This is a genomic window from Pseudomonas ulcerans (assembly GCF_036324125.1).
In the GTDB taxonomy this organism is placed as follows: Bacteria; Pseudomonadota; Gammaproteobacteria; order Pseudomonadales; family Pseudomonadaceae; genus Aquipseudomonas; species Aquipseudomonas ulcerans.
In genome coordinates this window covers 1-16,271 of the sequence record NZ_JAZDQN010000076.1, presented here as the reverse complement: position 1 = coordinate 16,271, position 16,271 = coordinate 1, and the positions used below count along the sequence as shown (strand labels likewise).

Below are 16,271 nucleotides of genomic sequence, written 5' to 3'. Positions count from 1 at the left end.
TCGCCTGATCATCTCGCCCAGGGATGCGTTCTTGCCCCCCACATGCTCCACATCATGGACGCCGAGCTTATCGAGGGAAACTACGTACTCTACCAAGGTGATCTCTCCACTAACTGTATTGGAAAAGCTCAGGACGCCGGCGCCCCCTGGGGGCTGGCCGGGCGCTTGTGGCCTGGACCTGGAAAATAAGTGAGAATGCCGACGATGTCGTAACGATGGCGTTCGGCAAACCGAACCTATCATATCCAAGAATCGTCACCAGCTTAAGGCCCATGGCGCAAATGAAACGATCTGCCTTCTTCATTTCCGACGGCACTGGCATCACGGCGGAGACCCTCGGACAGAGTCTTCTAGCCCAATTCGAGAACATTCCGTTCAACAAGTTCACCCGTCCCTACATCGACACCGTGGACAAGGCGCGGGTGATGGTGCAGCAGATCAACGCCGCGGCGGAGCGGGATGGGGTGCGGCCGATCATCTTTGACACCATTGTGAATCAGGATATTCGGGAGGTTCTGGCGACGTCGAATGGGTTCATGATCGATATTTTCTCCACGTTCCTGGCGCCGCTGGAGCAGGAGCTGACGGCGCATTCGTCGTATTCGGTGGGGAAATCGCACTCGATCGGTGGCAATTCGAACTACATGGAGCGGATTGAAGCGGTCAACTTCGCCCTCGATAACGACGATGGCGCCCGCACCCACTACTACGACAAGGCCGATCTGATCCTCGTGGGCGTGTCGCGCTGCGGTAAGACGCCTACTTGTCTGTACATGGCCATGCAATTCGGCATTCGGGCGGCTAACTATCCGTTGACCGAGGATGATATGGAGAGACTGCAATTGCCGGCGGCGCTGAAGAATCACCAGCACAAGCTGTTCGGCCTGACTATCGACCCGGATCGTTTGACTGCCATTCGGCACGAACGTAAACCGAACAGCCGGTACGCCAGCTTCGCGCAATGCGAGTTTGAGGTGCGCGAGGTGGAGAATCTGTTCCGGCGGGAGAATATTCCGCATATCAATTCCACGCATTTTTCGGTGGAGGAGATTTCGGCGAAGATCCTGGTAGAGAAAGGGGTGGAGCGGCGGTTTAAGTGATCGGCACTTGCAAGACGCAGCCTAGCGCTTGACCGCCTGGCTGCGTCAAAGAAGCTTCATCGAACCGGGCGTATCCGCCATCCGATACCCCATCGCCCTATACCCAAGTTTTCTCTTCTCCCACATCCGCGTGAGCGCTACGCTCCCCTCGTCCACAAAATCGAAGACCTGCACATCCGTCTTCGCCGCATGTGTCCGGTGCAGCCGGCCCGTGTACTGCTGAAGGATACCTTGCCAGGAAATCGGCATCGCCAGCACCAGCGTATCCAGTGCTGGATGGTCAAAGCCTTCCCCTATCAACTTGCCGGTCGCCAGCAGCACGCGAGGAGCATCCTCAGGTAACGTTTCCAGTTCCTCGAGGCGAGCCAACCTCTGCTTCTTGGGCATACGCCCATGAACGGTGACAAGGTTTTCGATGTGGTTAACAAGGGCATTCTCCAGCAAATCTACATGCTCAGTACGCTGGGTAAGTACGAGTACCTTTCTGCCTTGCTCATAAGCCGCGCGGACATCCGCAACAATTGCCGCCGTGCGTGCGGCATCGTTGGCAAGGACCTTGAACACCTCTTGTATCCCCGCATCGCCAGGCACAACAACTGCACTGGGGAGCATGCGAGGAATCACTGAAAGATCGTGAGGAGCGCCTTGAGGACGTGACGCAGTGTGCCGTATGGGTCCGCACTGCATAAAAATAATCGGCTGCTGGCCATCGCGACGAATCGGAGTAGCCGTTAGTCCAAGTACATACCGCGCCGGGATACTTCGCAGTAGCGCCTCAAAAGAAACCGCCGAAAGATGGTGGCATTCATCGACAATCACTTGGCCGTAATTCTTGACCAAGTCACTAATTTCGCCTTTGCGGGACAAGGACTGCATCACCGCAATGTCAATCCGACCTGTAGCCTTCGCCTTTCCGCCTCCTATTGTGCCTACGACCTCTTTGCCTATATCCAGGAAGGCCTGTAAGCGTGCTTGCCACTGGCGCAGCAACTCTGTGCGATGAACCAGCACCAAGGTATTCACCTGACGCTGTGCAATCAGCGCGGCAGCAGTGACGGTTTTGCCGAATGCAGTCGGCGCGCACAATACGCCAGTGTCATGTGTCAGCAGTGCCTGAACGGCTGCTTCTTGGTCGGGACGTAAGGTGCCCAAGAATCTCGCGTCGAGAGCAACACCGAGAAAACGCTCATCCCGAAACTGCGGGGTGATTTTGCAGTCCTTCAGTAATTCGAGCACTGCGTCCAAACAGCCGCGAGGAAGCGCAATATGCTGGGGAAAGTTTTGAGCGCAGCCGATAACCCTCGGTTTATTCCACACAGACAGGCGCATGGCTTGGGCCTTGTAGAATTCGGGATTCTGAAACGCGGCAAGACGAACCAACTGATTGGCCAACGGTTGCGGTAACTGCGCCTTGTCAAAATAAATCAAGTTCGCGAGCGTCACATCCAGCGTAGAGGGCAGCGGGCAACTCAATGAACGCGCGCTCGGTCGATGGGTTTTCCACGGTTCGGCCTCGGCCTGCGAATCGACAAACGCAACACCCAGTGGATCACGGCTGCCCATGGCCTGCGTGATGACCGGCTGAATTCTCTCCGGGCTCATGCGTTGGACGGTCGCGAGGTAGGCCCATTGGTCGGGATATGGCGTCAATGAGTCATCAACAAAAACACTACAGTCGCTAGCCCGCGCGCGCTTCTGCAAAGGCAGCGCTATCAAATTGCCAAACCCGCCCTTGGGCAGATAATCCTGGTTGGGGAACAACCGGTCGTAGGAGCTAAGTGAAAGCTGGCGTGTACGCTCGCACGCGTGGCTGATTATGGCTGCGCCCAAACGACGAGCATCGCTTGCGGGAACGTTGCGCTCGAAAAAAATCCAGGCATGTGCGCCATTACCAGAGCGCGAGATTTCCAACGCCACAGGGATCTCGAGCTCATGGCACGCCTGCACAAATGCTTGCGCATCTTCTCGCCAGCCCGCCTCATCGAAATCAGCCGCCAGGAAGTAGCATGTATCGTCACTGAGCAGCGGGTAAATACCCGCCACGATCGCACCAGCCAGATGGCGGTAAATGACATCGTTGGTCATCGGAAGCAACTGGCGCTGCCCGCAATCACTACATTTGATGCGAGGCTTCTCGCAAATACCAGGGCGCCACTCATTGGCACAGGCCGGGGCGTAGCCAGCTTTTTTGCCCAAGGCACTTTCCCAACGCACAGCATGAATATCCATGCGGCCTTTGAACAGACTGCTGAAAAGCGCAACCTTTTCTTCAGTACCAAGACCTGAGATGTGCTCAGGGTGTGCGGGGATAATGGACACCGGCTCGGCGGGAGGTCGCCACTCGATACCATTGGCCTCGAGCAAGGCCACCAAGCGCGCATTCTCTGTACGTAGCTTCTGTATTAGCGCTGAATCAGTCACCGCCTAGGGCCCAATCTCGTACTTCTTTGACGGTAGGCTAGCAGCTTGCGGCGAAGGCTATCAAACGGCTGACTGGTGGCATCTCAAGCCCAAGGCTGCAAAAGACAGCGGCACAAGATTGCGGCTGAAACACATCATTCAACACATAAGAAATCAGAGCTCTGACTCTTTCAGAATCAGCAGGCACACCGCCGAACCTGCGATTTCCAACACACCTATCCAGGAGACCATCACAGAAGTCTTCTTTGCCTGAACCCCAGCCAATGCCTGAGCAAGCCAATAGCATCGAGCCATCACTCTCATTGAAACGTGTACTCATTTTCGCCACGATAGGAAATTTCCTACACAAATCAGCGAAAAAGGTCTGCGTTCGTGGCAATCAAAGCGGTATCCAAGGAAGCAATTGTCAACGCCATGCAGGTTTTTGATACCGAGCTCAGAGGTCAGAATGAGTGGCACGCATGGGAGCAAAACCAGTCCCACCTCTACGCGATAGACGTCGCCGGCACTCTGTACCCAGCGAAGAAAATCGTCTCTCTGGCAACCGGCACCCCATTCACTCAATTCACGGGTGGCCACCAGACCAACAGCTACCTAGAAAAATGCGGCTTCGTGGTGAAGGCGCTACCACGTGGCGCTAATCAACCTGCCCCCCACTTCCAACTCGGCGCGATCTACGACCGCAAAACCGAAATCAACGGTCTCTTCGGCGGCAATTATCAGAACGGCATATCCAAATCCAGAAGCCAGCCTGCCATTTTCATTTTTACGGGAGAGAGCGGCGAGCAGTACGGCTACACCGACGGCTGGAATGACGATCACTCGGCGTACCTGTACACCGGAGAAGGCAAGCGCGGCGATATGACCCTGGATGGGAACAATCTGGCGATTGCTGAACATGCCCAAACGGGGCGTGCGCTGTACCTCTTCAAGTCTTTAGGTAAAAGCAAGGGTTACCGCTTCGAAGGAGAGTTTTCTTGCGCGGATATTTTCCGGCGGACCCAGCTTGATGAGTTGAAGGAAGAACGTTCTGCTCTCGTATTTCGACTGGTACCTGACGGCGACAGCAGCCCAGAGCAGAGCGATGAGGCTGATGTAAAGGAAGACGCAGAACTACCGAAATCGCTGGAAGCGGCTCGGCAGGCAGCCATCGCCGCCTGCACGCCCGGAGCAACCGAACCCGGCCAATCTGCACCACGAAAGATTTACCAGCGTAGCCGGAAGGTTGCTCACTACGTGCTGATGCGAGCCGACGGGATATGTGAATGCTGCCTGAAGCCTGCACCCTTCCTAAAGAAAGACGGCGGTTACTACCTCGAACCTCATCACGTAAATCGGCTATCCGATGGTGGCCTTGATCACCCGCGGTATGTTGGGGCGATATGCCCGAACTGCCATCGGGAGATCCATTCCGGCATGCATGGGGAGTCACTGAATCACCAGCTAAAAGAGCGATTGAAGACCATCGAGCCGGAGTGAACCTGACGTCAGCTTTTCATGATATCTGCCGACCGGTAGCAAACCTGACTGCCAGCCACGTTGACATTTCCCTTGACAAATGATTTTCTGGCGAAAGATCGTACAGCCCGCCGCCGTCTGAGCCGCCTAGGAACGCAGGAGCGGTTTCACCGCTCCTGCGTTCCTAGGCGGCACCATTGACCATACATTTCGTCGGTCAATGCCTGGCAATCACAGTTCTTTGCCTGTAACTGCGCCGACTGAGTGTGCTAACCTCAAAGCCAAGTCTGTTCCCCCTTATGGGCACTTTTGTCATGATCAACGGCCACCAGCACTCGAAAAACCCTAGCTTTGCGGAAATGATGAGCCTTAAAAGCAGCTCACGTGACCGCCAGGTGGATGCTGTCTATAGTGCTTCCCCTGAAATGCTTGAAATGGCTGCCGCCTGTGCCAAAGCCGCCCTTCGCGGCAATTCTGCGTCAATCGCTCGCCCACAACGATTCTCTGCCCTAGGCAACTGATGACTGAAGCGGCGAACGAAGATTCTCCGTTCGCCCTCCTTGAACGCTCAGAGCTCTTCGCTTTCCTCCTCGATCTAATCCAGCGCGTCTACCGCCCCTCGATTCAATCAGCTGTCACCGATTACGGCCTCGTGATCGTTGGCGGACAATCTCTTACGCTTTGGGCCCGGCAATACCTCATCGACGAAATGACAGGCGAGGATGTTGGATTCATAACTAGCGATGACTTGGACTTTATCGGCAAACCCAACTCTATTGATTATTGCGAGCGGATGATGGGAGTTCCTTTTCGCAAGGCGAAAATGGACGACAACACGATAAATATTGCCGCCGCTTACATTGACTGGATTGACGGCAAAGCGGTCATCGTCGACATCCTGGAAATGGACAGCGTCGGGGGTGCGCCTCAAAAAGAGATTTTCAAATATTTAACCGTCCTGGATATTGAAGGAGTACAGGTCGCCGTCATCGATCCAATCACTTGTCTCAAGTCTCGCCTGTTCAATTTATTTGCTTACTGGCAGGATCGGCGACACAGGGAGTCCGTACGGGTGAAAATCGCGCTGCGCGCCTCGAACCATTATCTGCGCGATCTACTTGTACATGAAGGGTATCGGGTCATATCAGAGCACATCCGCCGGATTAAAGCCTTAGCCCTGACACCGCTCGGCAAGCGCGTTTACGTCGAATATGGAATCGACGTCCTGGACGCCATCCCCTATGACCCAGCGCTGCTTCCAACCGCCTACTTGCATCTGGAGCGACCGAACATGCTTCGCCAAATAGGTGATGCCCGCCGACGGAAGCTACTTCAGTATCAACGATTTGCCTGTGGCCCTATTCACCATAGCCACCTTGAGCCCGCCGCAGAGAACGATAATAGATAAAGACAGGCAGCAAATCGCCGCCTGCACACTAGGAACAACCGAACCCGGCCAATCTGCACCTCGAGAGATTTACCAGCGTAGCCGGAGTGAGCTGATCACAGCGCTGATGCGAAGTTTCAGCGACGCCCTATCCGATCTTCCTCGGCAACAGTCGCATTCAACCGCCGCAGCATCGGCATGAGCCCACCATGCAACCCAGTGCGGGTCGGCCTGCGTCCAGCCAGTTGCTGATGGATGAGATGTCCCGGCCCGTTGTAAATCTCCTCAAACGTACCGTCACGGTTCATCCGAATACCCAAGTAGTAATCGGGTACGTGGTGAACGGGAAACGTCAGGCTCGTACCGAAAGTGGTCTTGATCTGGACATTCCGGCCTTCGTCACAGACCGCGTCATGGTGCTTAGTCAGGCCTTCGTTGAGCGTCAATTTATAGGCCAAGCTCGCAACCACCTCGCCGATATCACCGACAAGACGACCATCCAACGTGAACGGCTTGCCGGGGTAAGCCTCCTGCAGTTGGGAGACAGCAACGAACAGTCCTTCAAGTGCCTTTTGGATCTTCACTTCGATCGATGGGTCCATGTATTCCCTACTGCTCGCGTAGCGTGCCTCAATTAGATACCCACTTGCCGGCGTCAAAGGCTCAGGGTTCGGTTGCTTAAATGATATCAAATTGACACCATAAGACCAATTTGGACGACGGTTCAGATGACCCCGGCGCGGACAAGCCCAAGCAGAGCCCCCCAAAAAATCAGCGAGATGAAAAAACAAAGGGCCGCTCACGCGGCCCATAGCTCAGTGAAGTAACCTCACCCCGCTCCCTTCTCCCCAGCCAATCCGGCCAACATCGACTCCACCAACGCCAACCCAATCTCCAGCGAATGATAAGTCGCCCAAGCCAACCCAACCACACCGCGGTCAACCTGCTCACAAACCTGCACATTGGTCTCAAACGCCGACCTTAACGTCATGGAAAGATGCACAAGCGCATCCTCGATATCGACTCCTTCACAAACCGCAAACAACGGCTTATGGCTTTCATTACAGGCACTAAAACGGGTATGAACGGTGGTGATCCTCGGCGGATCAGGAACAATCTTTTTCATGACATTCTCCTCTGGTCTACAGGAGTTGCCACGACCCGGCTGTCAAACCGAAGGGTGGCAACTGTGCGCGGGTTGACAGACCAGGGACCATGAGGAGAAAAACCTGGCGCGCCCGAAGGCGCCCACACGCACAGCCGCCATAGCGGTTGGCGTCTCCTCGAAAAGCGGTCTTCAGGCCTGTCAAAGCCTGTCATTGCAATGCAACGACCGGTGCAGCCTAGGCAGCGTTTCCAAGGAGCGCAACGAGAACTAACGCGGCGAAGTATGATTGGGAAATTGCCTACAAGAAAGCCGGACCAAGAGGAAGTTTTGTACCTCTATACGACACTTAAACCTTATAAATGAAAAGGCCCCGACATCACTGCCGGGGCCCCTTCATTTCACCTCAAACCATCAAGACGGAATCACCGCCGACTGCCCACTAAGCGCCAGATCAACCAGCTCCCGGTTAGCAACCGCATACATCGCATAATCCGTCCCAGTAGCCGCCCGCAGGTCGTCTAGCATCGCACGCCAGCGTTCAACCATAACGCGATGCTGCTCCATCCACAGCGCCACCCGCGCATCCATATCCTCCGGCGAATCCACCATCTGCAAGACGGAAATCGTAATGGCCCGCTGCTGCAGATCGATATCATCGCGGAACGCTTCCCGCGCCAGTGCCTGCCAGTTGTTCTCCACCGACAGATTGCTGATCTCCTGCAGATACCAGGTCAGATCCAGCGCGCTGCCCACTGCGAAGAACGCCTTGGCCACCTTCGCTGGCTCCTGCCCGGTAACGTCGGAGGCTTCGATGATCGGCAGCAGGGTGTACAGGTGCGTGGTACCCGCCACCATCCGCGCCAGCAGCTCCGGTACGCCAGCCTCGACAAAGCTCTGGTACCGGGTCTGCCACCGCTCGCGGGTCGGGCCTTCGAGCAGTTCGTCGAGCTTGAGGCCCAGGGCAGCAATCTGCGGCCCGAAGTGAGCAACATCGCGACCAGCATCCTGCTCATTCCGACGGCTACGGAGGAACCAGCGGGTAGCACGACGGCCCAGGCGCATCAGCTCATCCATCAGGGTCAGCTGGACTTCGGCCGGGACCTGGTAGTCCAGGGCCTCGATCTGCCGGAACCAGTGCGGCAGGTGGAAGATATCCCGCACGATGACGTAGGCACCCGCCACATTGGCCGGGCTCATACCAGTGGATTCCTTCAACCGCTGAACGAAGGTGATCCCCATGTTGTTGACCAGGTCGTTGGCAATCTGGGTGCTGACGATCTCGCGCTTCAGGCGGTGACGGCGCATCGCATCGGCGAACTTGTGCACCAGCGACGGCGGGAACGCAGTCTCCATGTCGCGGGTGAGGTAGTCGTCGTCCGGCACCAGCGACTTGAGCAGCGCTTCCTTGAGGTCGATCTTGCTGTAGGAAATCAGCACCGACAGCTCGGCACGGCTGAGCCCCTGGTTGGCGGCGATACGCTCGGCCAGTTGCTCTTCCGACGGCAGGAATTCGATCGCGCGATCGAGCTTGCCGCGGCTTTCCAGGTCGGCCATCAGGCGTTTGTATTCGGCAATGCGCTCCTTGGCCCGGCGTGCAGCCAGGGACAGGGCCTGGGTCTGCTTGTAGTTGTTGCCGAGGACGAGCGTGGAAACCTCTTCGGTCATGCTGCCGAGCAGCTGGTTGCGCTGCTTCTCGGTCATGTCGCCAGCCTGCACAACCTCGTTGAGCAGGATCTTGATGTTGACCTCGTGGTCGGAGCAGTCCACGCCACCGGCGTTGTCGATGAAGTCGGTGTTGGTGGCACCACCATTGAGGCCGAATTCGACACGGCCGAGCTGGGTCATGCCGAGGTTGCCGCCCTCGCCCACTACCTTGCAGCGCAGTTCGTCACCGTTCACCCGCAGGGCGTCGTTGGCCTTGTCGCCGACGTCGGCGTGGCTTTCTTCGCTGGATTTGACGTAGGTGCCGATACCGCCGTTCCACAGCAGGTCGACCGGGGCCTTGAGCAGGGCGTTGAGCAGTTCGGTCGGGGTGAGCTTGTCGGCTTCGATGGCGAAGCGTTCCTTCATCTGCGGGGTGATGGTGATGCTCTTCGCGCTGCGCGGGAAGATGCCGCCACCCTCGGACATGATGCTGGTGTCGTAGTCGCTCCAGGCCGAACGCGGCAGGTCGAACAGGCGTTTGCGCTCGGCGAAGCTGCTGGCCGGCTCCGGGTTCGGGTCGATGAAGATGTGCAGGTGGTTGAAGGCCGCGACCAGTTGCAGGGTCTCGGACATCAGCAGGCCGTTGCCGAACACGTCGCCGGCCATGTCGCCGATGCCGACCACGGTGATGACGTCCTTCTGCACGTTGATGCCGCGCTCGCGGAAGTGCCGCTGCACGCCAACCCAGGCGCCACGGGCGGTGATGCCCATCTTCTTGTGGTCGTAGCCGGCGGAACCACCGGAGGCGAAGGCGTCGCCGAGCCAGAAGCCGTAGTCGATGGCGATGCCGTTGGCGATGTCGGAGAAGGTGGCGGTGCCTTTGTCGGCGGCCACTACCAGGTACGGGTCGTCATCGTCATGCCGCACCACGTTGGCCGGTGGCACCACGCCGCCGTCCTTGAGGTTGTCGGTGATGTCGAGCAGGCCGGAGATGAAGATGCGGTAGCAGGCGATACCCTCGGCGGCGATGTCGTCGCGGCTGCCGCCCAGCGGCAGGCGACGCGGCAGGAAGCCGCCCTTGGCGCCCACCGGCACGATCACCGAGTTCTTCACTTGCTGGGCTTTTACCAGGCCCAGGACTTCGGTGCGGAAGTCTTCCTCGCGGTCCGACCAGCGCAGGCCGCCGCGGGCGACGTTGCCGAAGCGCAGGTGCACGCCTTCGACACGCGGCGAGTAGACGAAGATCTCGAACTTCGGCACCGGCTTGGGCAGCTCGGGGATCAGCTTGGGATTGAACTTGAAGCTGAAGTACGACTTGTTCTGGCCCTTGGCGTCCGGCTGGTAGAAGTTGGTACGCAGGGTGGCCTTGATCAGGTCGAGGTAGCGACGCAGGATGCGGTCTTCGTTGAGCACCTGGACGTCGTCCAGGGCGCTGAGGATCGCCTGTTCCAGGCGCTGCTGCTTGTCTTCCAGGTCTTCGGCGGTGAGCTTGCGCGCCAGGTAGAAGCGGGTCTTGAACAGCCGGGTCAGCTCGCGGGCGATATCGGTGTGGTTGTTCAGGGTGCTGGCGATGTAGCCGAGGTCGAAGCCCAGGCGGATCTGCTTGAGGTAGCGGGCGTAGGCGCGCAGCAGGGCGACGTCGCGCCATGGCAGGCCGGCGGTCAGCACCAGGCGGTTGAAGGCGTCGTTCTCGGCGTCGCCGTTGACGATATGGACGAAGGCGTCCTGCAGGGTGTCGTTGAGCTGCTGGATGTCCAGGCTCAGGCCTTCGCTGTAGGTGAAGGCGAAGTCATGGATCCAGAACTCGCGACCATTGCTGTGGCGCAGGCGGTACGGGAACTCGCCGAGCACGCGCAGGCCGAGGTTTTCCAGGATCGGCAGGACGTCGGACAGCGCCAGCGGGGTATCGGCGTGGTACAGCTTGCAGTGCAGGATGTGCTTGCCGGTCTGGGTCAGCGGTTGGTAGAAGCTCATCACCAGCGGCTTCTTGTCCGACAGGTTGAGCAGGTGCTGCATGTCGACCACCGCCGAGTGCGCGGCGAAGCGCTCGCGGTAGCCGGCCGGGAAGCCTTTCGGGAAGTCCGCCAGGACGTTGGTGCCCTGGGCTTCGCCGAAGCTTTCGACGGTAAGGCTGGCGTAGTCGTCCTGCCACGAGCGGCAGGCCTGGATCACTTCGTTTTCCAGCTGCTTGGCGTCGATATCGATGCGGTTCTTCGGATCTACCCGCAGGATCAGTTGCACCCGCGCCAGCACCGACTCGGAGAAGAAGGTCCAGAATTCGCAGTCGCTGGCCTTGAGGCGCTCCATCAGCACCTGCTGGATCTTCTGCCGCACTTCGGTGGAATAGATGTCACGCGGCACGTAGGCCAGGCAGTAGCAGAAGCGGCCGTACGGGTCCTTGCGCAGGAACACGCGGATCTTGTTGCGTTCCTGGATCTGCACGATGGACATGACGGTGCTGAACAGCTCGTCCACCGGGGTCTGGAACAGGTCGTCGCGCGGCAGCACTTCGAGGACCTGGGCCAGTTCCTTGCCCAGGTGGGCCTTGGCATCGAAGCCGGAACGGCGCTCGACTTCGGCGACCTTGTCGCGAATGTACGGGATCTGGCGCACGCTTTCGCCGTACACCGCCGAGGTGTACAGGCCCATGAAGCGGCATTCCTTGATGACCTTGCCGTGGGCGTCCAGCTGGCGGATCGACACGTAGTCCGGGTAGGCCGGACGGTGCACGCGGCTCGGGTGCGCGGCCTTGGCGAAGGACAGCAGCAGCGGTTCGTTGAGGTAGGCGACCGCGTAGTCCTCGATGCGCAGGTCTTCGGCGGTGAGGCCGGCGCGCAGCAGGCGGGTCAGGCCGAGGAAGGAGTTTTCGTCATAGACCAGGTGCCCGCCCTGGGCATCGGCATTGACCACGAACTCTTCGTAGCCGAGGAAGGTGAAGTGGTTGCCCACCAGCCATTCGAGGAAGCTCTTGACCTCGGCCTTCTCGCCTTCGACGGCGGCGTACGGGGTCTGCTCCACCAGGGCCAGCAGCTCGCGGACCTTGGCCTTCATCGGCTCGAAGTCGGCCACGGCGACGCGCACTTCGGCCAGCACCTGGGTCAGTTCGTGGGTCAGCACGGCGAGTTCGGCGTTGTTGGCGCAACGGTCGATCTCCAGGTACATCAGCGATTCCTGCAGCACGCCTTCGCCCTGGGTGCCCTTGGGCAGGATTTCCAGCAGTTCGCCATTGGCCCCGCGACGCACGCTGAGCACGGTGGTCTGCAGGGTGTGGATGCTGTAGCCGCGGCGGTTCAGCTCGGTGCGGACCGAGTCCACCAGGAACGGCAGGTCATGGTGCAGGACTTCTACGGCGGTGTGGGTCGACTGCCAGCCATGACGCTCGTAATCGGGGTTGTAGACGTTGACCTGGGGCTGGGCGTGGTCGAAGCGCTCGATGATGCGCCAGGCAGAGAGGGTGCAGCCAACCAGGTCGGAGAGACGACGCTGGGTCAGCTCGTCAAGAGAGATGATGCCGAAGAACTGTTCGGCGAACAGCGCCACTTGTGGCAGTGCCTGTTCGCTGATGTGCTGCGCCAGGGCTGCTTTCAGTTGATGCTGGAAGTCGGCTTTGCTGGCTGCGGTGAAAAACGCCATCTGTGGTACTCCGCTTGGGCTTTGTTTTTGATTGAAACGTCGCGCGTGTCCGCCTTGTCCCGCATCAACCATAGTCAATGTCGGGCACGGCGGAGGGGAAATGCGAAAGAGCGAGTACAGGTCTGACCGGTCGGTCACACCAGGATGGGCATCTGCAAAAACCACTGTCTACCGGAGCCGACTGCGTCTTTACGGGTGTCCATCGACAACGCAGCTTAACGACAGCGCACCCGCCCCTGCTTGCGGCGCTGCGACATATTCGGACAAGGAGGTGCAGGCGGAGATTCATCCCGGGGGCAAACGCTGGCACACTCGCGTTTCATTTCCTTGATCGAGCTGTTCCATGCAACTGACCTCCGCGCTGATCTTCGGCAACGCCTGCGATGACGAAGAAGACAACCTCGCCACCCTCGGCAGCAACAATACCGATGGCCGCCTGTTCATCCTCTGCCGCTACCCGGAAGACGATGAAGTCGACCTGATGATCGAGGAAGAAGGCGCCACGCTGCGGGATATCAAGGTGACCCTGAGCGCTACCCGCCTGCTGATCGAGACGGCGCCGGGTGCTACCGAACTGTTCGGCGGCGATGATGTGCTGGAAATCGACCTGACCCAGGCCGTGGGTGACCTGGATGAGATCGAGGAAGTGCTGACAGCGATCCTTGATGGGGTCGGGACCCTGGTCTGCGATCGCTGAAGTCATGGCCCTGCGGAAGCGGGGCATCAGCGCATACGACGCATCAACGGCAGCTCCGGCGTGATCTGCGCCACGGACAAGGCCCCCATCCGCATCCCGTGCATCATTTCCTCCGGTATATGAAGCGCCTGCACTCGCACACCCTCGCCCTCGTCAGGCTCGACGTGCTGACTCACTGCAACCTCGGGATGCTCCACCTCGACGACAATATTCGCCGCCACCACCATGCCCTGCCTGTTGGTGATCGGCCGAACGGTGATCCCTCCAGGTTGCAGGCCGATTTCCCTCAACAATCTTCCGGCCAGCCTGCCAAGGGGTGTCTCCAGCAAAAACGCCTTTTCCATGGCCTCCGGTTGCTCCAGCGAGCTGACTACCGTCGCTAGCGTGGACGTATTCACCACATTCTCGAACTCCACGGTTTCGAGGTTTTCCTCGCTGATGCCGTATCGCTCCTTCGCCAGACGGGACTGCATATACAAAACATCGCTGGCGTGAAAACGCTTGTCGGTGGACGAGCGCTTGTACAGCAAGTCGAAGGACCAGCGGGTCTCCCCATAAACGCCCACGAACTCGTTCACCAGCCCATCCGCCCCAATGAAGCTGGAGCCGACCATGTACTCATCCGGGAATTTGTGCCTGAAGTGACTGGCGACGAACTGCCGGCGCTCCTCGCGGCCGGGATCATTGTCACTGGCGCCCGCCTCCTGCCTGTCGACCGGCATCAACCCCTGCTCGTCCCTGAACCGCAGCGGATTGTTGCGCGCCATCCGGTAACGGTTCAGCCCATCCACATCCCCTGCCGGATCCGGGCTGATCCAGCGCGCCAGCCACGGCGCGTAATAGCGCAGGCCATAGTTGTACAGCCCCGTCGAATCCCGCTCCCGCCCTGAATAGCGCCGCGTCTTGTACCCCGCCTCCACCGCCGAACGCCCCGCCCACCAGGCCGTGCCGCCGAAGGGGTAATAGCCTTCGTGCGTGATGATCCGTGCCTCGCCATCCAGCTCCAGTGCACTGCTGTCGTACACATCGCTGACGCTGTAGCGCCATTGCGGGCCGGCGATGCCTTCTGGTTGACCTTCGCTCCAGACCAGGCAGCGACAGGACTCTACCTGAACCACGGCGAAAGCCTCTCCCTGCCGCGTGTGCAGCTCAAGCCCGGGCAGATAGCGGGTTTCACCGCGCTGCATGCGCCCGGCCACCCGCCGCGTCACCACCTTGCGCAGCCGCTGGCCGTCCGCGCCGTAACGATACTGCTCCTCGTCGTCCGCGCCCTCCGCGCGCGCCACCTGCCGGATACCGAGCAACTGGTTGCGCGCACTCCAGCGCAGCGGCTGGCCCGACGCCAGTTCGAGCAGGTTGCCGTTCAGATCGAACCCGGTCGCCGGGTCACCCGGCTCTGGCAGAGCACGATTGCTGTCCGGCGCCACCGCGAAGGTCCGGGTCCATTGCTGCAGGCCGACATGCCTAAGGGACAGCAGATTGCCGCTGGCATCGTAGTCGTAATGCTCGCGGTAATTGAGCAACTGGCTGGTATCCGGCGTCAGTGCTGGCAGGTCCGGGCCCGAGACGACGCCAGCCGCCTCGCGACCTGTGGCCTCGATCAGTTGGGAAAGGGAGTCGTAGAGGAAGGTGCAGACCGGGTCGATCCGCTGGTTGGCAAAGTAGCGCACCGGCTGGCTGCGATCTTCGATCCGCAACACGTTGCCCAGCGGGTCGTAGCCGTAGACCAGGTCCAGAAGGCTGGAGCTGAAACGCAAAAGGCGACCATCAGCCGGGTCGTAGCACGACTTGCTGATCACACCATTCCCGGCCGTCCTGGATTCGACCTGCAATCGAGCGTTGTAGTGGACATCACTCAGTGCCCGATGCTCGATGCCGTCCGCCAGCCTCTCCGTCAACCCGGACAACTGGCCATTCAAACCGTAGCGAAAGACCTGGCGATTGCCCCGGGCATCGGTCTGTTCGAGCTTTTCCGAGGTTTGCGGGCCATGCACATAGCGGGTCGTTTCACCCTCGCCCGGCTCCAGCGACGGTTCCCGCGACCAATCCGGCAGATCGAGCGAGTCGAGAAAGCAGCGGGTTTCCCCTGATTCTATGCCGGTCAGGCTGTAGCCGATGACCGTCCGGCTACCCGCCTCATCGTCATGCCGGACCAGCCGGCCCCGTCGATTTGCATCCTCGTCCGCCCCATAGGTGAAACGCTCGGCCAGCCTGTCACCCTCGCGAATCCACAGCGGCCGCACGCGCTCGTCATACCCGGTCTGCCAGTGCCCGCCGCGGGTATCCCAGCGTTCCACCACCTGGTCGGCATCGCCCGGCAACAGCAACTGCCAGCCGGCATCGCCACTTTCGTCCAGCAGCAACCTGTCAGACAGGCTGGTCAATTGCCGCTGGCTAGCCCCGCCCTGCTGCCCGAACAAGCGCGCATCCCATTGTTCCCGCAGACGCGCCCCGGCATCGAAGCGGCTCGCCTGTACCCGCCGCTGCGCCGCTTGCCCCGCCTGCGCCCGGTGATAATCCACCCGGCGCACGTCCAGCCCGCGACCATCGATCACGTTCAGCACCGGGGTATGGGTATGCACCGAAGCGTTCACGCACAAAGCTCCGCAAGCTCGTTGCGCCGGTTGTACTCCCGCCGCCTGCCTGCGCCAACTGGCAGAAATATCAGGCCGCGCGTGCGGTGTTGCCGGCTGAAAAGGATAAAGAACATCACGCGTACCCTGTGGGAGCGGGTTCACCCCCGATTGCGGGGGGGGGTGGACCGCACCCCACGCGCGGGGGGGCCCCCCCCCCCCGGGGGCCCCCCGTGGGGGGGGGGGGGGG

Annotated in this window: 10 protein-coding genes; 4 read left to right on the top strand and 6 right to left on the bottom strand. The window is 59.6% G+C overall.

The genetic code is table 11. The annotated features are described in order from the left end of the window. Positions 1-96 (bottom strand): hypothetical protein (locus tag V0R59_RS32120; RefSeq protein ID WP_408005264.1); only part of this gene is annotated, 96 nt, incomplete at its 3' end. A gap of 185 nt (positions 97-281) precedes the next feature. Between V0R59_RS32120 and ppsR the strand changes: the two genes are divergently transcribed. Then, positions 282-1,100 carry a posphoenolpyruvate synthetase regulatory kinase/phosphorylase PpsR gene (gene ppsR, locus V0R59_RS30905; protein WP_330078115.1) on the top strand — a complete coding sequence of 273 codons (819 nt, stop codon included), beginning with the start codon at positions 282-284 and terminating at the stop codon, positions 1,098-1,100. Between the two features lie 45 nt (positions 1,101-1,145). Here the strand turns inward: ppsR and V0R59_RS30900 are convergent, their stop codons facing one another. Continuing rightward, positions 1,146-3,521 carry a TOTE conflict system archaeo-eukaryotic primase domain-containing protein gene (locus V0R59_RS30900; RefSeq protein ID WP_330078114.1) on the bottom strand — a complete coding sequence of 792 codons (2,376 nt, stop codon included), beginning with the start codon at positions 3,519-3,521 and terminating at the stop codon, positions 1,146-1,148. A gap of 372 nt (positions 3,522-3,893) precedes the next feature. On the opposite strand from V0R59_RS30900, the gene V0R59_RS30895 reads away from it, so the two are divergent. Together V0R59_RS30895 and V0R59_RS30890 are read left to right on the top strand one after the other, a co-directional pair. Then, positions 3,894-5,000 (top strand): HNH endonuclease, encoded by a 1,107-nt coding sequence (locus V0R59_RS30895; protein ID WP_330078113.1) that lies wholly within the window; start codon positions 3,894-3,896, stop codon positions 4,998-5,000. A 499-nt stretch (positions 5,001-5,499) separates the two neighbouring features. Next, entirely contained in the window at positions 5,500-6,387 is an 888-nt protein-coding gene (locus tag V0R59_RS30890; protein ID WP_330078112.1) for a hypothetical protein, read from the top strand. A gap of 116 nt (positions 6,388-6,503) precedes the next feature. Here V0R59_RS30890 and V0R59_RS30885 read toward each other — a convergent pair whose 3' ends face one another. From V0R59_RS30885 to V0R59_RS30875, 3 genes are all read right to left on the bottom strand, one after another. Continuing rightward, on the bottom strand, positions 6,504-6,968 hold the full coding sequence (locus V0R59_RS30885; protein ID WP_330078111.1) for a DUF6998 domain-containing protein: 465 nt from the start codon (positions 6,966-6,968) through the stop codon (positions 6,504-6,506). 227 nt (positions 6,969-7,195) lie between these two features. Then, positions 7,196-7,492, bottom strand: coding sequence for a DUF3077 domain-containing protein (locus V0R59_RS30880; RefSeq protein ID WP_330078110.1), 297 nt, complete (start codon positions 7,490-7,492; stop codon positions 7,196-7,198). 393 nt (positions 7,493-7,885) lie between these two features. Continuing rightward, positions 7,886-12,751 carry an NAD-glutamate dehydrogenase gene (locus V0R59_RS30875; RefSeq protein WP_330078109.1) on the bottom strand — a complete coding sequence of 1,622 codons (4,866 nt, stop codon included), beginning with the start codon at positions 12,749-12,751 and terminating at the stop codon, positions 7,886-7,888. A 343-nt stretch (positions 12,752-13,094) separates the two neighbouring features. Here V0R59_RS30875 and V0R59_RS30870 point away from each other — a divergent pair, with 343 nt between their 5' ends. Continuing rightward, positions 13,095-13,448, top strand: coding sequence for a hypothetical protein (locus V0R59_RS30870; protein ID WP_330078108.1), 354 nt, complete (start codon positions 13,095-13,097; stop codon positions 13,446-13,448). 26 nt (positions 13,449-13,474) lie between these two features. Here V0R59_RS30870 and V0R59_RS30865 read toward each other — a convergent pair whose 3' ends face one another. After that, entirely contained in the window at positions 13,475-16,042 is a 2,568-nt protein-coding gene (locus V0R59_RS30865) for an RHS repeat-associated core domain-containing protein (protein ID WP_330078107.1), read from the bottom strand. Positions 16,043-16,271: the final 229 nt, after the last annotated feature.

Bases quoted from the DNA above. Each gene is read 5' to 3' on its own strand.
- ppsR (WP_330078115.1), top strand. From the start codon at position 282: ATGAAACGATCTGCCTTCTTCATTTCCGACGGCACTGGCATCACGGCG.
- V0R59_RS30890 (WP_330078112.1), top strand. From the start codon at position 5,500: ATGACTGAAGCGGCGAACGAAGATTCTCCGTTCGCCCTCCTTGAACGC.
- V0R59_RS30885 (WP_330078111.1), bottom strand. From the start codon at position 6,968: ATGGACCCATCGATCGAAGTGAAGATCCAAAAGGCACTTGAAGGACTG.
- V0R59_RS30880 (WP_330078110.1), bottom strand. From the start codon at position 7,492: ATGAAAAAGATTGTTCCTGATCCGCCGAGGATCACCACCGTTCATACC.
- V0R59_RS30875 (WP_330078109.1), bottom strand. From the start codon at position 12,751: ATGGCGTTTTTCACCGCAGCCAGCAAAGCCGACTTCCAGCATCAACTG.
- V0R59_RS30870 (WP_330078108.1), top strand. From the start codon at position 13,095: ATGCAACTGACCTCCGCGCTGATCTTCGGCAACGCCTGCGATGACGAA.